The following is a 15,731-nucleotide window of genomic DNA, read 5'->3' on the forward strand; positions in this document are numbered from 1 at the left end:
TTAGAAAAGGTGACGACGATGACATTTTTTCGCAACCGCATGTTTCTTGAAGGAATTGCCCTCGGCGGCATTTGTGGGCTTATCATCGGCTCTATCATTGCCTTCACACTTGGTGAAAGCAGTGTAGGGGCACTTCGCCGCGCCATTGATACGCGCCTCCCCAACAGAAACAAGGTGCCGTTTAAATACCTCTCCCAATAGTTTCTCTGCTCTTTCTCAATTTTTGGGGTTTCTCAAGCGTCTATCCTGGTCCGAGGAACCCTCCAGCGATAAGCAGAACTTGAATCCATTAGTTATGGCATTGGACATAACTAATGGATTTTTCTTTTTTCACACCTATTTCTCCTACTCAACTCCTACGCATCATCATATGCGCGCCAGAAGGCCCCTGTTCTTGAGACATGGGGATAAATGGCGCGTTCCTTGTTTGAGGGGATGGGGAATGCTTGATTTTTTACATCTTTTCTGCTATCATGCAAGCATGAAACAGAAACGCGCTTTCAAGTATCGGATATACCCGACACTAGAACAACAGCATATGCTTGCTCATACCTTTGGATGTTGCCGTTTCGTCTACAATTGGGCATTGCGTAAAAAGACTGATGCCTACTACAACGAACAGCAACGCCTCTACTATAAAGACCTGAGCACGATGCTGACCGAGCTGAAAAAGCAAGAGGGAATGACCTGGCTCAATGACGTTTCGAGCGTGCCTCTGCAACAAGCTCTTCGTCATCTTGAGAAAGCGTTTCTGAATTTCTTTGAGGGACGTGCAAAGTATCCAACGTACCACAAAAAGCGGAACAAGCAATCTGCCACGTACACCTCCAGTGCCTTCACGTGGAAGGATGGGCACCTGACCCTCGCCAAGATGAGTGAACCCCTCGAGATCAGATGGTCGCGTCCCCTGCCAGATGGGGCAACCCCTTCGAGTGTGACCATCTCCAAAGACGCTGCCAATCGCTACTTCATCAGCATCCTGGTTGAGGATGAGATTGAACACTTGCCCTGCATCGAGACCTCGATAGGTGCTGACCTTGGCTTGAAGTCCTTTGTGGTGCTCTCGACCGGTGAAGTGGTAGGCAACCCCAAATTCTTTCACAAGGATGAAAAGAACCTGGCCAAAGCCCAACGCCGTCACGCCAGGAAGAAAAAAGGCTCGAAGAACCGAGACAAAGCGCGTCTCAAGGTAGCTCGCATTCATGCCCGTATCGCTGATCGCCGCCGTGATTTTCTGCACAAACTTTCTACACGCTTGATCCGTGAGAACCAAACGATGTGCGTGGAGAGTTTGCAGGTCAAGAACATGGTCAAGCATCCCACCCTCAGCAAAGCCATCAGCGATGTGGGATGGAGTGAGTTTGTGGCCCAACTGGAATACAAAGCCGACTGGTACGGTCGAGATCTTGTCAAAATTGACAAGTGGTATCCCTCCAGTAAGCGCTGTTTCGAGTGTGGTCACCTCCTCGACTCCTTAGCGCTTGATGTCCGTCAGTGGACGTGTCCAGCGTGTGCTGTGCAGCACGACCGCGATATCAACGCAGCCAAGAATATTAGGTCCGTGGGGCTCACGGTCCTCAATGCCTGTGGAGAGGCTGTAAGACCTGGACGAGTTTTGTCTCGTTCTGGCAAGACTCCGCGAAGCAGGAAACCCTCGAGGTGACTCGAGGAATCCCCCGGCTCAAGCCGTGGGGAAGATGTCAATGTCATCCACGACACCTGATACAACGCCGCGCAAACTTCTCCTTAGCGGGCTAACCGTTATCCTGGCGGCTGGCATATATTGGGGCGCACGACGCTGGCTACGACGTCCAGCGAAGCAACCTACATCTGATCCCCAACCAAAAAACCAACCATAAGCATGGTGATATAACCGACGCAAAGAAAGAAAGAAAGAAAGAAAGAAAGAAAGAAGCAGCTATCGGCATAGCACAACAAACATTGCATGTTCACGCTTCATAAGCGATAGCACATCTCTACTACCATTTTCTTGTCTTACAACTGTTCAGCTTCACAAGCTAGAGAGCGCATGGTATCATCTATCCAAGGGATGTAGTCGAAGAAGACAAACAGTAGCAGAGTAACGCTAGAAAATGGCAGGAGGGTGCATGTGTAGCGCTTCTATTGCCTGCAATGCAGCATCACCGCAAGGAGGGGATTATGAGTATCGCAGAACGATCAACAGCCGGGACCACCGCTTCAGTCTATGAACGGGTGACCCCGGAAACCAAAGAAGCGCTGGTAAGAGAGCTTACACAGCTTCTTGGTGTGCGACATGTTCTCCACTCCCCCTATGATCTCGCGCTCTATGAGTATGACGCCTCCATCGAACGAGGTCGGCCAGATGTTGTTGTCTTTCCAGCCAGCACCGAAGACGTAGCTGCCATCGTTAAATGTGCGCGCCGTTATCACATACCCGTTGTGCCACGCGGTGCAGGGACGGGCCTGAGTGGTGGGGCTATTCCACGCTATGGAGGAATCGTAATAGTTTTCACGCGTATGAATCAGATCCTAGAGGTCGATTACGAAAACCTGCGCGCAGTCGTGCAACCCGGGCTGGTCAATCTGCATTTGAGCCATGCTCTCAATCCACATGGCTTCTACTATGTCCCTGATCCGAGTAGCCAGCGGTCCTGCACGATTGGTGGAAACGTGGGCGAGAATGCAGGTGGGCCACACACCCTCCTCTACGGCGTCACCACAAATCACGTCCTGGGCGTTGAACTGGTCACTGCCGAGGGCGAAATCGTCGAGGTTGGCAGCTGGACATATGATGCTTCTGGTTATGATCTGACTGGCCTACTCATCGGCTCTGAGGGCACGCTCTGCATCATTACCAAAATTATTGTACGCATCGTTCACCTGCCCGAGGCTGTGAAGATGATGGTTGCGATCTTCGACTCCATGCAGGATGCATCTAATACGGTCACAGAGATCATTGCGCACGGAGTGATTCCAGCCGCCATTGAAATGATGGACCGGGTGATTTTGCAGGCAGTTGAAGCCGATACTCCCGCAGGCTATCCCCTGGACGCCGCGGCTGTCCTCCTGATAGAAACAGAAGGACTATACGAAAGTGTTGAGGAGCAGTTGCAACAGATCGTCGCCATCTGCGAAAAGCATCACGCCCGCCAGGTACGCATTGCTGCCGACGAAATAGAGCGCCAGCGCTTCTGGGCTGGGCGCAAAAATGCCTTCGGCGCGGTGGGACGCATTAGCCCGGAGTTTTATGTGCAGGATGGCGTGGTACCTCGAACACAGCTCCCCTATGTCCTACGGCGCGTGAATGAGATCTGTCAACACTATGGCTTACGAGTCGGAAACGTCTTTCACGCTGGCGATGGAAACCTGCATCCACTCATCCTCTTCGACTCCCATATCCCTGGCGAGATTGAACGCGTGCGCCAGGCCGGACACGAGATTCTCCAGGTATGCGCTGACGTTGGCGGGTCCATTACCGGTGAGCATGGGGTAGGAATTGAAAAGCAGGCCGAAATGGCGCTTATCTTCAGTGACACAGACTTACGCGTCATGCAACAGGTTCGCCAGGCCTGCAATCCCGATCAGCTCTTCAATCCAGGAAAACTCTTTCCCCTACCAGGACGTTGCGCCGACATGAAACAACTCTAACAGCGCTAGCGCCAGCCATAACTACTCTGGTATGCCTTATTCTCGCATACCAAACGCTACGCCCTGCACTTACTTATTTGATGAGGAGCTGAAAAACTAATGGGAGAGAGCATCTTGCTTGCGCAGCGCCTGCAAACACATCTACCCAGCTTAACGCTATTACAAGAGGCCGAGCAGCGACACACCTATGCAGTCGATGACGTTGCGCCAAAATTCATCCTCATACCAGATACGATTGAAGAGACAGCCCAGGCGGTCGCGCTTATTCACCAATATGGGGGAACCTTACAAGCACGTGGAAACGGCACTTACATACATCTCGGCGGCATTCCCAGCCCCTTTGATACCGTCTTGCTTACAACCAGGCTTAATCATCTCCTTGAGCATGAAGCGGGCGATTTGACTTGCCGGGTTGAGGCTGGCATGCCACTAGCAACCCTTCAGGCATTGCTGGCACGTAAGGGGCAGAGATTACCCCTTGACCCACCCCATGCTGAGCAGGCAACTATTGGAGGGCTTCTCGCGGCCAATGCCAGCGGACCTAAACGCCTTCTTTATGGAACAGCCCGTGATCTCGTCATTGGCTTACGTGTCATCCAAGCCAATGGAGAGATCGCCAGGAGCGGCGGACGGGTCGTGAAGAATGTCGCGGGCTATGACCTGAATAAACTCTTCATCGGCTCCCTAAGCACGCTGGGAATTATTGTTGAGGCGAACTTTAAGCTCCAACCCCTGCCACCAGCGGAGCATACACTCCTGTTGACCTATACCAATGTAGAAGATGCTATGCAGACTGTTACCCAGCTACTTGGCTCAGTAATCACACCTACAGCTCTTGAGTTAATTGATAGCGGTGCAGCCAGCGTCATGAGCGACTTTCACGGCATCAACCTGCCTGTGAATGGCTATACTCTGGCCGTAAATTTTGAGGGCAGTCTCTCGACCATAGAACGGCAGATCAATGAGACCCGTCTCCTGGCGCGTAGACAACATGCCCTGCTGGGAGAAGATCTTACTAATCACGCGCAAGAGCACTTCTGGCAGACTATTCGTCAACAAACACAGGGAACGCTTACCTGCAAAATAAATCTCCTCCCTTCACAAATACCCCATTATCTGCGTATACTGTCCTCAACCTGTCACCAATATGATCTTGAGGCCACCAACATTGCGCACGCTGGCAACGGCATCGTTTATACAGAACTCCAACCTGTCGATGCTACACCGCGCCTGGTTGGCACCCTGACAGCGCTACGTAGCGCTGTTCAAGCCCTACGTGGTAGTCTAGTAATAGAGCACTGTCCAACTCGGTTGAAACAACATATTGATGTCTGGGGCGAGCCTGGAGCCGCCTTCACGATGATGCAGCGCCTCAAAAGTCAGTTTGATCCACAGGAAACATTTATTAAAGGACGGTTTTTGGGAGGATTGTGAGTAGTCAGAATACTTTGCTTATTACAACTCAGCCTGAGTTTACCCAGGCTGCCATAGATGAGTTGCGCATATTAGAGAAACAGATCGAAGTTCTGGAAGAGCTTGTGCCAGGCATCCTGCACTGTAGCGTGCCTGATAGCGCAGTACTTATGCGACGCGCCAGCCAGGCCCAGCTTATCTTTGTACGCCACCTGGCGCCTGTACAGGACATAGTTGCGCTACACAATAGTGAACAGGATCTAGGCAACATTGCCACCGCGATAGCAGAGCTACCAGGCTTTGTACGCATCGAGCGTGGGATTCATTTCGCCGTACAAACACGCTTTATTCAGACGGACAAACAACAGAGCAAACGCCCCTACAGTAGTGGCATGCTCAATCGTGAATTAGCCATGGCGTTCGCGGAAGAGACAGGCGCCATCGAAGATATAAAAAAACCCGAAGTGGTGGTCTCTCTGCTCTGCGCTTCCCACCAGTGCTACGTCGGCATCTCAAACGTCGAAGATAACCTGAGTAGTTGGCCTGGAGGAGCGCGCCACTACGCCCAGACAGAAGAGCAAATCAGTCGGGCCGAGTTTAAGCTACTTGAAGCGCTGGAGGTGTTTCATATTACGCTTCCCGAGCAAGGCAAGGCGCTAGACCTAGGGGCCGCCCCAGGTGGCTGGACACGCCTGCTGCTCAACGCAGGACTGGATGTCGTCGCTGTCGACCCAGCAAATCTGGATCCACGCCTACGCGCCTATAGAGGACTCGAACATTATCAAGGATATACCGAACGCTATCTCGACGCCCAGGCTCAATTGAAGCACTTCACCCGCTTTGACCTGATCGTCAATGATATGAAAATGGATGCACGGGAAGCCGCGAGACTCCTGGTGCGAGCCTCGGCACAGTTACGACCAGAGGGTTTTATTATCAGTGTGTTTAAGTTGCCTCACGCAACCGAGACCATTAACCCACTCAAAACAGTGAACGAAGCCTTGAAAACGATGCGTAAACATTTCAATATAGTGCGAGCACACCAGTTGTTTCATAACAGGCAAGAGATCACCGTTGCGGCGGCGCAGCCGCTTCCTACGCGTAGATAAAGGCATGCACGCCTTTTTTCATCATATGGAGGTCCCCTCATGGTATCAGAGCCGATCATTAGGCATGAGACATATCCAGAGATCACTCCCCCCACAGAGGGGCCATTGCGCCGCGATACGCACACGTATGACCTGATGCGTCAATGCATCCATTGTGGCTTCTGCCTGCCTACCTGCCCTACCTACGCAGTATTGGGCGTAGAGATGGACTCGCCTCGTGGGCGCATCTATCAGATGCAGGCAGTGGCGGAAGGGCGCCTGGACATCTCTGATGATTTCATCGAGCATATGAATTGCTGTGTGGGATGCCGCGCCTGTGAAACCGCTTGTCCATCAGGCGTGCAATTTGGCAAGCTAATTGAAGCGGCTCGCGAGCAGATTCAGCTAGCCGACAAGCAGCCCGAGGCGCGTACCCAGACTGTTCCAGCAACCGAGCCAGAAGAGGAGCGCCCCAATGCACAGGGATCAGTGGCTGGGAAACTGCTTCATCGCTTCTTCTTTGACTACATGCTCCCTTCGCGTCCGATAACGACGCTTGTCTTCTCAGGGCTAAAGATCTACCAAAGGAGTGGGCTACAGAAGCTCGCGCGCAGCACAGGCCTCATAGATGTGGCCAATGAGCTTCCCACACCATTTCAAGGCAAGCTGAAACTTCCTGAACAGCTCATGAACTCGGCCTCTGGAGACCTATTTCCTGATCTCCTCCCCGAGATAACATCCGCAATCGGAGTAAGGCGTTATCGCGTTGGTTTCGTCAGCGGCTGTATTATGGACCAGGTTTTTCGCGATATCAATGAAGCAAGCATCCGTGTACTGGCCGCCAATGGCTGCGAGGTGATTACGCCACCTCAACAGAATTGCTGCGGAGCGTTGCATGTACATGGAGGCGAGGCTGCACGCGGACGCGAATTGGCCAAGCGCAACATCGACACCTTTGAGCAGTATAATTGTGATTTCATTATCATCAATTCTGCTGGCTGTGGCTCAACCCTCAAAGAGTACGATTACATGCTACGCGATGATCCCGCCTATGCCGAGCGAGCAAAGACCTTTAGCCACAAGGTAAAAGACATCAGCGAGTTTCTAGCTGGGCTCACGCTCAATCCACAAATGGGCGAGATTTCACGGACCGTCGCCTATCATGATGCCTGCCACCTGGCACACGGGCAAAAAATCAGGCAGCAACCACGCCAACTGCTCAAATCCATTCCCGGCTTACGGCTGACTGAACTCAAAGAGGCCGATTGGTGCTGCGGCAGCGCCGGCATCTACAACATCGTCAATCAGGAGATGGGCAATGAGCTGCTCGAGCGAAAGATGAATAATGTTGCCGCGACTGACGCGGAGATCATCGCCACAGGCAACCCGGGATGTATGATGCAGATCGACATGGGAGTACGCCAGCGCGGCCTCGCCATGAAAGTTGTCCATCCTATTCAGCTTCTCGACGAGGCATATCAACAAGGTGGTCTCTATGATCAAGCCCAGCAAGCGGATTTGGAGCATCGCTCATCAGGAAGGCAGCGCCAGAAGCAGCGACAGACGTTGCTCATAGGCATTGGGCTGGGTTTTCTGCTGGGGCTATTCCTGCTAGGGAGGCGTAAGAAGTGAACTACCACTGAGCTGAAGACGCAGCGGCTTCTTCGGAAGTAGTCGGGTCTGCGGTTTGGTCGCTTTTTCGGAAGCTCAAGTTCACCAGACTCCTCATCAGAAATGATGAGACCGTTTGAAAGGTCATGACACCTGCGGTTGACGCATCAGACCGCTGCTCTGTCGCCTGGATTTAAGTAGGGCTGAGGAAAGGCCCGGTGATCCAGGTACAAAAAGCCTTTTGAACACTGTCGAGATGAGGTCGGATTCCCTGCATGGTCACAGTGCAGGGATACGCATCACCCGGCGCTTGCCGGAGCATTTTTCCGAAAGGAATCGTCTGAACATGGTCTATGTCTTCTCACCAGAGAAGATACCATTGATGCCCTGCTCTGCCGCGATTGCCCGTTTGTTGCTCAAAGAGGGAAAGGCCAAAGTCGTCCACAGAACGCCGTTTACGATCAAGTTGTACGCACAGCCGGAGAGGACCTACACCCAACCCTTGACGCTGGGTGTGGATACAGGCAGTACGGTGATTGGTTTGGCTGTCGCAGATGAACAGGGCAACATCTGCTATCTTTCTGAAATAGAAGTCCGCAATGATATTGCCACGACGATGAAAGAGCGAGCCACCCATCGTCGCAATCGTCGTCAACGCAAAACCAGGTATCGGCCTGCGCGCTGGTTACATCGAAGGAATTCCATCAAGACTGGACGCTTCTCCCCGACAATGAGAAGCAAGATCGACGCTCATCTACGAGAAATCCACTTTGTGCAATCCTTGTTGCCGATCACGTCCATGGTGCTGGAAACAGCGACCTTTGACCCGCATGCACTCAAAAACCCGGAGGTCTTGCGAAAGAAGTGGCTCTATCAGAAGGGCATCAATTACGGCTTTGCCAATACCAAAGCCTATGTGCTCACACGGGATGGCTACACCTGTCAACACTGCAAGGGGAAAGCAAAGGATCAACGGCTCGAAGTCCATCACATCATCTTTCGTAGTCAACACGGAAGCGATGAGGAAAGCAATCTCTTGACGCTCTGCAAGACCTGTCATGATACCCTTCACGCGGGAATGATGGCGCTCAAACACACCGGGAAGAAAAAAGGGAATTTGCTACACGCGACCCAGATGAATAGCATCCGCGTGCAATTGTTGAAACTGGTTGAGGCGGAAGAAACCTGGGGATTCGTGACCAAAGAACATCGATTGCTTGCGGGTTTGCCCAAAGAACATTGTTTTGACGCGGCCATGATTGCGACACGCGGAAATCAGCCTGTTTTCCAGATACAAACGGTGCTTGTCAAGAAATGCATTCCAGATGGAGATTATCAGCAAACCAAAGGAAAGCGAAGCGAGCAACGTCTCACGACAGGAAAAATCGGGGGATTGCGCAAATTCGATCAAGTGCGCTACCAGGGTCAGAACTACATCGTCAAGGGGCGTATGTCTACAGGATATGCGATCCTTGTGGATTTTCCCGGCAAAAAAGCGGATTTGAAACCAATTCCCAAGTTTGCCAGGATGCGGAAAGTGAGTGCTCGATCTTCCTGGATGATCAGTCAAAGAAGCATGCCAAGTTCCTCATTCTCCCTCATCTGAAATTCGTGTGCAAATACCGGAAAAAGCTGCTTATCTTCTCTGGAAATGAGGTGAAACAAGGATTCGAGGAAATTGCAGCTCACTCAGATTATTCTTTTGAGGCACTTGAAGTGGATCAAGATCCCATTCACTCTTTGGTGAAAAGCGAACCTCGGATGCGCACCGCTGGCCATCGTCCGCAGACTGAAACACATCTCGACCATGCGCCTGTGGCAAAGGCATGCGCAATGCCTTAAAAAGGCAATTTTGGAAAGAGAGGGCATTCTTGTCATTTCTCAGGTAAATTGGTTCATACACAACTTTGGTGATAAGCACATCAATAGAATGCTGAGAAGCAATTCTTTCCGCTCAAAACCGCGAGGAGATTTCAAAAATAAGCCCATACTTCACCAAAGTTGTGTATGAGCCGGTAAATTGGCGCGTTTCTCTCAGATAATTTGCCGACGATTGGCTTGAAGAATGCATTGAGACGATTTTTGAGAAAAACTTCTCTCTCATAATATGGCGGTGCAATTTCATCTCATCTCTTTGATGCTTTTCGGAAAAATGCAACGGCTCATTTTGTAAGCATAAAATGGCGTCCTTTTCGGGCTGTTGCAAACGGTGACGAGAAGCAAATCGGAGGGAGGCCCAGGATACGTGTGAAAACTACTCAAAGTGATAGATTTTTTCACGTATCCTGGGCCTCCCTCCGATAGGGACACGCATCCCCCCGCAACGCGGATTCGATTCGCCTTACGCGGCGGGTTGGCCGATGAGTTCGAGCGAGACCGCCCACAGTTTCTGTGCGGTGTCCGGGTCAATCGCCCACTGCTTGACGCCGTCGCCATTTTTGAACAAGTCGGCGTCGTTGGGCACCGTGTGGGCCTCCTGGCCGTCGGTAAGATAGTGCCCGCCGGTTTGGGCGAATTCGGGGGCAACTGCCGCGACGAGGGTAGTTGCGGCGCCTTGCTCGACAGTCTTGTAGGCGAAGACCCCGGCGGCCTCGGCGTCGGCCAAGTAATCTTTTTGTTTCTGTGTGAAGTCTCTTTGCAGCCCGGTGGCGACGCCGCCGGGGTTGACAGCGTTGGCGACGATGCCGTCAGCGGCCCAGCGGCGCGTGGCTTCGACCGCGAATAACGAGTCGGCGGTCTTGGACTGCGCGTAGGCCGCCTGCGGGTCGTACTCGCGTCGTTCAAAGTGGATGTCGTCGAACACGACCGGTGATCTCATATGTGCCGTGGAGCTGACTGAGACGATGCGTGCTTCGCCCCGTTCGCGGGCGCCAACGGCGAGGGCGTCATGCAATCCGAGGCTCAGGGTGAAGTGGCCAAGGTAATTGGTGGCGAACTGCAGTTCCCAGCCTTCCGCGGTTCGGGACAGAGTGCTCGGAATGACCCCTGCATTGTTGATCAGCAGATGCAGCGGGCCGTTCCAGTTCTGGACAAAGTTGGCTACTGAGGCTTGATTGGCGAGGTCCAGAGCGGTGACGCGCACACGCTCATTCCTGGTTGACTTCGCAATGTCCTCAGCGGCCTTCGCGCCAGCGTCGGTATTGCGGACTGCGAGGGTGACTTCCGCGCCAGCACCGGCGAGTGCGCGAGCGGTCTCAAGACCGATGCCAGACGAGGCTCCGGTGACGATGGCACGGACACTGGAGAGGTCGAGACCAGCCACGACGTCCTCAGTGGTGCTTGTGGCGTTGAATCGGGTTGTGATGAGTGAATTGGGTGCTGTCATGAAAACCTCTTGAAAGAAGCATGAGTGTTTGTGATTGTACCGGAAGTGTGGAGAGCCGTGATTGATGACGCACACGTCCCATTTTCCCTGGCACGATCTAATCTACACGTGACGAAGAGAACCAAAAAGTCAGGGGATCATACCCGAACAGGCGAATGGCATGATCATGATAGTTGGAGTCAGATCAGTAGACCAAACCGTGTGGCAATGAGTGCCATACTATAACTTCCTTTCTCAAACTCAGAACCGATAGTCAGACAACGTCTGGCAGTCATTTGTTTCCTGTTAAATAAGCGCTTACATACTCATTTAACAGGAAAATTTTTAGGGCCCTGTTACCGCATTCCAGAAAGCGGTAAAGCCAGCATCCCAAAAACGATCGGCCTCTGAAGGATGGAGTGCAATGAACTCAATCGTCATATTCATGAGAGAGAGGAGTAAGGCTGTGCCAAATGCATAGGGCTGATCCTTGAGAGCACCATAGGCAAACATCTCTTGAACCATTGCATGAAGAGCTTCGTATCCTTCCATACTCAGGCATTTGGTCTGTTCCCAGATGGAATCCGAAACGCTCAATTGGGTTATGACTTTGTATTTATCAGGATGGGCAATGCCGAACCTAACATACATGTCCCAAATGTAACGAGCACGGACCTCTAAACTTGCATGGGCGGGATACGTGTCGAGCATGTTTGCTCGCACTTCGGCCTTCAATTCCAAATACAATTCATTGAGCAGTGTCTCCTTGGTCTCAAAGTAGGTGAATAGTGATCCTTCTGAGACTCCGGCTACTTTGGCGATTTTGGAGGTAGGGACACTCAAACCTTGCTCGGCGATCACCTGAACTGCTGCCGCAAGGAGAGCGTCGCGTTTCTCTGGACTTTTGGGTCTTGCCATACACTCTCACCAATCGAATAATGACTGAGTACATACTCATTATAAAAGAAAGGAAAGCTTTTTGCAAGGCTGAGCGAATACAGTGGTGCCAACCCATTTCCTGGCGTCTTTCTCAGATATCGTGGCAAAGATGTCAGAGGATCTCAGAAACAAGAGGAGTGGAAGGCACCACGAGAACAAGAAATGATGCAGTGCCAAATTATGTGAGAAAACCCATCCTCCTAAAGCGCTTGGCAGCGTAGCACGTTTTCTGAGAAACCACCAATTTTATCTGATAAATGACAATTCTAGAGTGATGGGTACCTCTGCTGCACCATCGGGGATGCAAGCCAGGAGACTATTCGCCAGTACATTGAAAGCCAGGGATAGGAGGAAGGAGCGGCGAGAAAACCACGAGGCTGAAGACCTCGTGGTTTTCTCGCCGCTCCCCGTATAAACCGCCACATGACCTATTCAAACGCCAAAGGGTGCGACTCTAAGCCTTCCAGCTCAGAGCCGCATCCTTTTATAACAAGCGCTTAAACCACGTAAATCGCATCTTGAGGTTGTGAGAACCACTCACAGCCCTGTGCTGTGACAATAACCTCGTCTTCCTGGCTCACATATCCACGCTCGGTCATAACACCCAGTTCTAGAGTAAATACAAGTCCCTCTTCAATCGTATAATAGGGTGTTTCGCCATAACGGGCCCAACGCGGCCCTAGAATGGGTCCACCATCATGAGCGTAGCGACCAACGCCGTGTCCCAGCGCATGCTGGTACTCAGGATAACCAGCCTGCACGAGATACTCGCGTGCCGCGGCATCTACCTGCCACCCCTGAACGCCTGGCTTAAGCACAGCCTTGCCAGCCTCGATAGCCCCCTTAACAGCAGCAAAGGCTTGGGAGACAACCTCGGGCACATTCTGCTCTCCAGGTTTGCGCAGATACCAAATACGTTGGAGATCAGAGCAGTAGTCAGCGTATGATACCCCTAAATCGACGCTAGCCACAAATCCTGGCTCGATTTCTATCCCTCCAGGTACTCCATGCCCAAAGAGCGTATTGGGGCCAAATTTAACGCCTGGACAGCTATCATAAGACCAGGCACTCCCCAGGGAACGTCTCGCCATCTCAGCGTGGACAAGATCGCTAATCTCCCGCTCAGTCACTCCAGCTTTAAGGGAGCGTGTAATCAAGTCAAAGAGGCCATACGTCTCCTCGATGGCCTGGCGCATACGCACCAATTCCTGGGAAGTCTTACGGCTACGCAGGCGAGAGATAAGGGGAGAAGAGGAGGTAAAACGCCCTGGGAAAGGAGTGGCTTTCAATGCTTCCACTAATTGGAGGTACATGCCATGCGTCAAGCCATCGGCCGCCACATCATCGATAGAATAGTTCAATGCAATGGAGGAAGGATTGAGCCGCGTCAATGTTTCAACCAGGACAGAGGCAAAGCTATCGGTATAGGTAATCACGGTATCGTACAGGTTTCCCTGCTTAACCAGGTCATCGTCATAGCGCGCAACTATCGCGATCTTTTCACCAGTGCGCGTCAAAATAAAAGCGCAATGCCAGGTCAGCTCCTGGTCAAAAATAAGTTTGAGCGCAGGATCAGGCTGCTCACCTGTCTCACGTACAAAAGTCAGCCAGCAATCAAGCTGAAGCTCATCAAGAATTTGTATTGCCTGATTTATCTTCTCACGTTGCAAAGCCACATCAGTCATGGAGAGCTCTCCTTTGGGGATGTAAGATGGTAGCTCCAGTATATCACGGAGAAATCAAGATCAAAAAATAGAAAGAGCGTGACTCCATCAAGTGTCTGCTGATGAAATCACGCTCTTGTCGATACCTGTCCAAAGAAGTATTCCCTCAATTTTGCTGAGCCACGCTGGCCTGCTCCTGCTCCCCGTGCCGCTCGCCCTCTTGCTCGTGCTCAGGTCCGATCACAGACCGCTCTCACTCACACCACAAGGACTCACCACACTTCGCGAAGAAACAGAATGGGAAACAAGCCGTACGATCATTAGTACTGCTCCGCTCCACCTGTTACCAGGCGTCCACGCGCAGCCTATCCACCAGGTCTTCTTCCTGGGATCTTGACTCTTCCAAGAGAGTGGGAAAAGTTATCTTCGGGTCGGCTTCGCGCTTAGATGCTTTCAGCGCTTATCCCTTCTTGACGTAGCTACCCAGCTCTGGAGGAGGCCCCCCAACTGGCGCACTAGCGGTCAAGCCATCTCGGTCCTCTCGTACTGAAGATGACTCCCCTCACTTTTCCGACGCCCACGACGGATAGAGACCGAACTGTCTCGCGACGTTCTGAACCCAGCTCGCGTGCCGCTTTCATGGGCGAACAGCCCAACCCTTGGGACCTACTCCAGCCCCAGGATGCGACGAGCCGACATCGAGGTGCCAAACCTTGCCGTCGATGTGAACTCTTGGGCAAGATAAGCCTGTTATCCCCGGGGTAGCTTTTATCCGTTGAGCCACACTCCTTCCACACGGGAATGTGGGATCACTAAGCCCGACTTTCGTCCCTGCTCGGCTTGTCTGCCTTACAGTCAAGCTCCCTTGTGCCTTTACACTCTACAGAGGGTGATGTCCATCCACCCTGAGGGAACCTTTGGGCGCCTCCGTTACTCTTTGGGAGGCGACCGCCCCAGTCAAACTACCCATCTGGCCCTGTTCACGTCCCGGATCACGGTGACGTGTGAGACACAAACCATGGTGAGAGTGGTATTTCACTGCTGCCTCCCTCACCCCCACAAGGATGAGTTCTCCGGCTCCCACCTATGCTACGCACACCATACTTCGTTTCCAGGCCAAACTGTAGTAAAGCTCCACGGGGTCTTTTTGTCCTGTCGTGGGTAACCCGTATCTTCACGGGTACTTCAATTTCGCCGAGTCCTCTGTCGAGACAGCGCTCAAGTCGTTACTCCTTTCGTGCGGGTCGGAACTTACCCGACAAGGAATTTCGCTACCTTAGGACCGTTATAGTTACGGCCGCCGTTCACCGGGGCTTAGATTCGTGGCTACGCACACCACTCCTCGTAACCTTCCGGCACTGGGCAGGAGTCAGCCCCTATACTTCCGCTTTCGCGTTCGCAGAGACCTGTGTTTTTGGTAAACAGTCGCTTGAGCCGATTTCTTGCAACCTTCTCACCACCGCTCCGAAGAGCGACAGCTACGCAGGCACCCCTTCTTCCAAAGGTACGGGGTTAATTTGCCGAGTTCCTTAACAGAGGGTCGCTCGATCACCTGGGGAGATTTCCCCCTGCCTACCAGTGTCGGTTTGCGGTACGGGCGGAACAATTTCTGGCGAGAGGCTTTTCTTGACGGCCTGGGGACCAATGACTTCCGCACCCTTGCGGGCGCTCGGCCTCAGTGTTACGCATAATGTGTCCGGGATTTTCCTCGGTCACGCGCTTCAACAGAGGCACCGATCCTGTCCATTCGATCGGCTCACCTTCCCTACCGCGTCCCCCCATTGCTCATAACGAAATGTTCCGGTGCAGGATTCTCTGACCTGCTTTCCATCGCCTACGGCATGACGCCCTCGGCTTAGGGCCCGACTCACCCTGGGACGATTGACGTTGCCCAGGAACCCTCAGGCATTCGGTGTGTCTGGTTCTCGCAGACATTACGCTACTCATTCCGGCATTCTCACTTCTCTTACCTCCACCAGTCCTTGCGGTCTGGCTTCTCAGGCGTCGAGAACGCTCCCCTACCAATACAGTTTGACCTGTATTCCACGGCTTCGGTACGATGCTTAAGCCTCGATACGTTGT

At 52.5% G+C, this 15,731-nt stretch carries 12 protein-coding genes and 1 rRNA gene (1 of these 13 running past the window's edge); 9 read left to right on the forward strand and 4 right to left on the reverse strand.

Annotated elements, in window-relative coordinates:
* Positions 1 to 18 precede the first annotated feature (18 nt).
* The 9 genes from KTE_RS04080 to KTE_RS49440 all read left to right on the forward strand — a co-directional run bounded on the left by KTE_RS04080 (position 19) and on the right by KTE_RS49440 (position 9,584).
* The gene (locus KTE_RS04080) at positions 19 to 201 is read left to right on the forward strand and encodes a hypothetical protein (RefSeq protein WP_201371909.1); all 183 of its coding nucleotides are present in this window, start codon (positions 19 to 21) and stop codon (positions 199 to 201) included.
* Between the two features lie 280 nt (positions 202 to 481).
* Entirely contained in the window at positions 482 to 1,663 is a 1,182-nt protein-coding gene (gene tnpB / locus KTE_RS04085; protein ID WP_201386964.1) for an IS200/IS605 family element RNA-guided endonuclease TnpB, read from the forward strand.
* A 40-nt stretch (positions 1,664 to 1,703) separates the two neighbouring features.
* The gene (locus KTE_RS04090; RefSeq protein WP_201378818.1) at positions 1,704 to 1,859 is read left to right on the forward strand and encodes a hypothetical protein; all 156 of its coding nucleotides are present in this window, start codon (positions 1,704 to 1,706) and stop codon (positions 1,857 to 1,859) included.
* A gap of 301 nt (positions 1,860 to 2,160) precedes the next feature.
* Positions 2,161 to 3,630 (forward strand): FAD-binding oxidoreductase, encoded by a 1,470-nt coding sequence (locus KTE_RS04095; protein WP_201378820.1) that lies wholly within the window; start codon positions 2,161 to 2,163, stop codon positions 3,628 to 3,630.
* A 99-nt stretch (positions 3,631 to 3,729) separates the two neighbouring features.
* Positions 3,730 to 5,064: an FAD-binding oxidoreductase gene (locus tag KTE_RS04100; protein ID WP_201378822.1), complete on the forward strand. Its 1,335-nt coding sequence runs from the start codon at positions 3,730 to 3,732 to the stop codon at positions 5,062 to 5,064.
* On the forward strand, positions 5,061 to 6,152 hold the full coding sequence (locus KTE_RS04105) for an SAM-dependent methyltransferase (protein ID WP_201378824.1): 1,092 nt from the start codon (positions 5,061 to 5,063) through the stop codon (positions 6,150 to 6,152). Before KTE_RS04100 ends, KTE_RS04105 begins: the two co-directional genes overlap by 4 nt.
* A gap of 39 nt (positions 6,153 to 6,191) precedes the next feature.
* Positions 6,192 to 7,763 (forward strand): (Fe-S)-binding protein, encoded by a 1,572-nt coding sequence (locus KTE_RS04110; RefSeq protein WP_201378826.1) that lies wholly within the window; start codon positions 6,192 to 6,194, stop codon positions 7,761 to 7,763.
* Positions 7,764 to 8,082: 319 nt separating this feature from the next.
* On the forward strand, positions 8,083 to 9,348 hold the full coding sequence (gene iscB / locus KTE_RS04115; RefSeq protein ID WP_201386966.1) for an RNA-guided endonuclease IscB: 1,266 nt from the start codon (positions 8,083 to 8,085) through the stop codon (positions 9,346 to 9,348).
* 5 nt (positions 9,349 to 9,353) lie between these two features.
* Positions 9,354 to 9,584: a transposase gene (locus tag KTE_RS49440; RefSeq protein WP_201378828.1), complete on the forward strand. Its 231-nt coding sequence runs from the start codon at positions 9,354 to 9,356 to the stop codon at positions 9,582 to 9,584.
* A 499-nt stretch (positions 9,585 to 10,083) separates the two neighbouring features.
* Here KTE_RS49440 and KTE_RS04125 read toward each other — a convergent pair whose 3' ends face one another.
* From KTE_RS04125 to KTE_RS04140, 4 genes are all read right to left on the reverse strand, one after another.
* Positions 10,084 to 11,067, reverse strand: a complete 984-nt coding sequence (locus KTE_RS04125; protein ID WP_201378830.1) for an SDR family NAD(P)-dependent oxidoreductase — start codon at positions 11,065 to 11,067, stop codon at positions 10,084 to 10,086.
* A gap of 324 nt (positions 11,068 to 11,391) precedes the next feature.
* Complete coding sequence (locus KTE_RS04130) at positions 11,392 to 11,964, reverse strand: TetR/AcrR family transcriptional regulator (RefSeq protein WP_201378832.1); 573 nt, start codon at positions 11,962 to 11,964, stop codon at positions 11,392 to 11,394.
* 518 nt (positions 11,965 to 12,482) lie between these two features.
* Entirely contained in the window at positions 12,483 to 13,670 is a 1,188-nt protein-coding gene (locus KTE_RS04135) for a Xaa-Pro peptidase family protein (protein WP_201378834.1), read from the reverse strand.
* Positions 13,671 to 13,949: 279 nt separating this feature from the next.
* Positions 13,950 to 15,731, reverse strand: a 23S ribosomal RNA gene (locus tag KTE_RS04140); it runs 1,186 nt beyond the window's last position.

Source organism: Ktedonobacter sp. SOSP1-85 (assembly GCF_016587415.1).
Taxonomy (GTDB): domain Bacteria; phylum Chloroflexota; class Ktedonobacteria; order Ktedonobacterales; family Ktedonobacteraceae; genus Ktedonobacter.

Coding starts and splice junctions, on each gene's coding strand:
- KTE_RS04080 (WP_201371909.1), top strand. CDS start 19: ATGACATTTTTTCGCAACCGCATGTTTCTTGAAGGAATTGCCCTCGGC.
- KTE_RS04090 (WP_201378818.1), top strand. CDS start 1,704: ATGTCATCCACGACACCTGATACAACGCCGCGCAAACTTCTCCTTAGC.
- KTE_RS04095 (WP_201378820.1), top strand. CDS start 2,161: ATGAGTATCGCAGAACGATCAACAGCCGGGACCACCGCTTCAGTCTAT.
- tnpB (WP_201386964.1), top strand. CDS start 482: ATGAAACAGAAACGCGCTTTCAAGTATCGGATATACCCGACACTAGAA.
- KTE_RS04135 (WP_201378834.1), bottom strand. CDS start 13,670: ATGACTGATGTGGCTTTGCAACGTGAGAAGATAAATCAGGCAATACAA.
- KTE_RS04125 (WP_201378830.1), bottom strand. CDS start 11,067: ATGACAGCACCCAATTCACTCATCACAACCCGATTCAACGCCACAAGC.
- KTE_RS04110 (WP_201378826.1), top strand. CDS start 6,192: ATGGTATCAGAGCCGATCATTAGGCATGAGACATATCCAGAGATCACT.
- KTE_RS04130 (WP_201378832.1), bottom strand. CDS start 11,964: ATGGCAAGACCCAAAAGTCCAGAGAAACGCGACGCTCTCCTTGCGGCA.
- KTE_RS04100 (WP_201378822.1), top strand. CDS start 3,730: ATGGGAGAGAGCATCTTGCTTGCGCAGCGCCTGCAAACACATCTACCC.